Below are 3163 nucleotides of genomic sequence, written 5' to 3'. Positions count from 1 at the left end.
TCGTGCCCCTGCTCCCCGAGCGGCTGCGCTATCTGCCCCTCGCCAGGTCGGCACGGGCCGAGTGGCGGGCCGGCGGCGGCCGGCCGGGCCGGGGCGGCACGCCCCATGAAGCGGCGCGCGCCTGACCGTGGGAGGGCTCAGGCCGAGGCCCGGCGGACCAGTTCGGTCGGGGTGATCACGGACCCGGTCCAGACGTCCGTGCTGCTGTTCAGCCGCTCCATCAGCAGCCGCACCATCAACCGGCCCATTCCCTCGACGTCCTGACGGACCGTCGTGAGCGGCGGGTCGGTCGCCTCCGCCACCGAGGCCATGTCGTCGAACCCGACCACCGCCACGTCCTGAGGCACCCGGACGCCCCGCTCGCGCAGCACCCGCAGGGCACCCGAGGCCATCAGGTCGTTGGCCACGAAGACGGCGTCGAGATCCGGATGGGCGTCGAGCAGGCCCGCCATGGCCCGGGCCCCGCCCTCCGAGGTGAAGTCGCCGTCCGCGACGAGGTCCCGCCCCGCGTCCGGGAGCACGTCGCGGTACCCGTCGATCCGGTCGAGCGCCGACGTCTGGTCGCGGGGCCCGGCGATGTGGGCGATGTGCCGCCGGCCGAGCGAGACCAGGTGGCGTACGGCCTCGCGCGCACCGCCCCGGTTGTCGCAGTCGACGTACGGCACCTGCGGAGCCTCTTCGCCCGCCGCCGGGGCCTCCGGGCGGCCCCCGTACACCGTGGGGACCCGGAACCGCCGGATGATCGCCGGCAGTTCGTCGTCGGTGTGCAGCGAGAAGGCCAGCACGCCGTCCACGTGACCACCGGCCAGATAGCGGGTGACCCGGTCGAAGTCGCCGCTGCCCTCCACCAGGAGCAGTACCAGCTGCGCGTCGTGCGCGTTGAGCTCCCGGCTGATCCCGCGGATCTGACGGGAGAAGAACGGGTCGGAGAAGATCCGGAACTCGGGCTCGTCGATGATCACGGCGACCGCGCCGTTGCGCCGGGTGACCAGCGTCCGCGCCGCGTGGTTGGGGATGTAGCCGAGCTCGTCGACCGCCTTGCGCACCTGTTCCACCAGGGGCTGCCGAACACCCGCACCGCCGTTGACGACACGGGACGCCGTCGCCCTGGACACACCGGCACGGGCCGCCACGGCCTCCAGGGTGGGCCGGGCATCACGCTGCGGATCAGGGATCGGCTCGGGCAAGGGTCGCTCCTCGTACACGCGCGCCCCGACGGGGAACGGCTGGAACCGGCGGGTTTCGGCACGAACGGACTGCGGTTCGGCACGCATGCCGTCAGCCTAACCGGCCGGGCCGGGCGACCGGACGGATCACCACCCTCGTGACACAGCACATGCGCCGTCCACGCGGTCGACGGGGAACGGCTTGTTGGTCCCGCAAGACGCACACCGCATGTGGTACTGCCTACGGAGAGCGAAATTTCGCACTGCGTGAAAGGTGCCATCTGTGTCACACGACGAGCAGGGAACCGGCGGACGGGGGGACTATCTCCCCGTCACGGCCGATCTACCCGCCGACCCGCACCATGGCCGGCGCGCCACGACCGACCGGGTGGTCTTCGGCGTCACGGCGGTGCTCACCGTCGCCTTCGTGGTCTGGGGTTCCACCGCCACCGGCTCGCTGGAGAGCGTCTCCAACAAGCTGCTCAACGGCCTCATCCACAACGGCGGCTGGGCCTTCATGCTGGCGGCCTCCGGCTTCGTGGTCTTCGCTCTCTGGCTCGCGATCAGCCGGTACGGGAAGATCTCGCTCGGGCAGGAGGGCGAGAAACCCGAATTCCGCACGGTTTCCTGGGTCGCCATGATGTTCAGCGCCGGTATGGGGATCGGCTTGATGTTCTACGGCGTCAGTGAGCCGCTGGCCCACTTCGTCGATCCGCCGCCCGGTACCCGCCCCGCCGACACCGCCGAGGCGATGCAGACGGCGATGGCCACCACCCTCTTCCACTGGACCCTGCACCCCTGGGCGATCTACGCGGTCGTCGGGCTCGCCATCGCGTACAGCACCTACCGCCGGCACCGGCGGCAGACGATCAGTTCCGTCTTCGTCCCGCTCATCGGGGAGAAACGCGCGCACGGAACGGCCGGCCGGATCATCGACATCCTCGCCATCTTCGCGACGCTGTTCGGCTCCGCGGCTTCGCTCGGCCTCGGTGCGCTCCAGATCGGCAGCGGCTTCCAGGAGCTCGACTGGATGGAGAGGACCGGCACGGGCCTGCTGGTCGCGATCATCGCCGTGCTGACGGTCGCCTTCGTCATCTCCGCCGTGTCCGGTGTCGAGAAGGGCATCCAGTGGCTGTCCAACATCAACATGGTGCTCGCCCTGATCCTGGTGCTCTTCGTCTTCGTCGCGGGGCCCACCATCATCGTGCTCGACCTGCTGCCCACCTCCATCGGCGCGTACTTCGGTGACCTCGCCCAGCTCGCCGGGCGCACCGAGGCCACCGGCGAAGGGGCGGTGGCCGACTGGCTCGCCAGCTGGACGGTCTTCTACTGGGCGTGGTGGATCTCCTGGACGCCCTTCGTCGGCATGTTCATCGCCAGGATCAGCCGGGGCCGGACGATCCGTCAGTTCGTCGGCGGCGTGATCCTCGTGCCCAGCACCGTCAGCCTGGTCTGGTTCGCCGTCTTCGGCGGGTCGGCGATCCGGCTGGAGGACGCGGGCCGGCTCGCCCACGTCGGCGACACCCCGGAGGCACAGCTCTTCGGCGTCCTGCAGCAGTTCCCGGTCGCCACCCTCATGAGCATCCTGGTGATGGTCCTCGTCGGCATCTTCTTCGTCTCCGGTGCCGACGCCGCGTCGATCGTGATGGGCACCCTCTCGCAGAAGGGCGTCCTCGAACCCGGCAAGTGGGTCGTGATCTTCTGGGGCGTGGTCACCGGCGCCGTCGCGGCGGTCATGCTGCTCGTCGGCGACGGCCAGGGGGACGCGCTGGCAGGGCTGCAGAACCTGACCATCCTCGTGGCCGCGCCGTTCACCGTCGTCATGATCGGCATGTGTGTGTCCCTGATGCGGGACCTGCGGCAGGACCCGATGATCGTCCGCAGGGAGTTCGGTGTGGAAGCCGTGGAAACCGCGGTCATCCAGGGGCACGCCAAGTACGACGGGGACTTCGAGATCCGGATCGGCCCCGGCCCCGCAGACGTCACCAGCGACGAAC

At 70.2% G+C, this 3163-nt stretch carries 2 protein-coding genes; one reads left to right on the top strand and one right to left on the bottom strand.

Translation table 11 applies throughout. From position 1 onward, the window contains the following. Window positions 1–137: 137 nt before the first annotated feature. Window positions 138–1187, bottom strand: coding sequence for a LacI family DNA-binding transcriptional regulator (locus VN520_RS05835; RefSeq protein ID WP_325745765.1), 1050 nt, complete (start codon window positions 1185–1187; stop codon window positions 138–140). Window positions 1188–1449: 262 nt separating this feature from the next. Between VN520_RS05835 and VN520_RS05830 the strand changes: the two genes are divergently transcribed. Beyond that, window positions 1450–3163, top strand: a 1714-nt coding sequence (locus tag VN520_RS05830) for a BCCT family transporter (RefSeq protein ID WP_325745764.1), incomplete at its 3' end; no start/stop codon positions are given.

Source organism: Streptomyces sp., assembly GCF_035563135.1.
Classification (GTDB): domain Bacteria; phylum Actinomycetota; class Actinomycetes; order Streptomycetales; family Streptomycetaceae; genus Streptomyces.
This window is presented reverse-complemented; position numbering and strand designations above follow the sequence as displayed.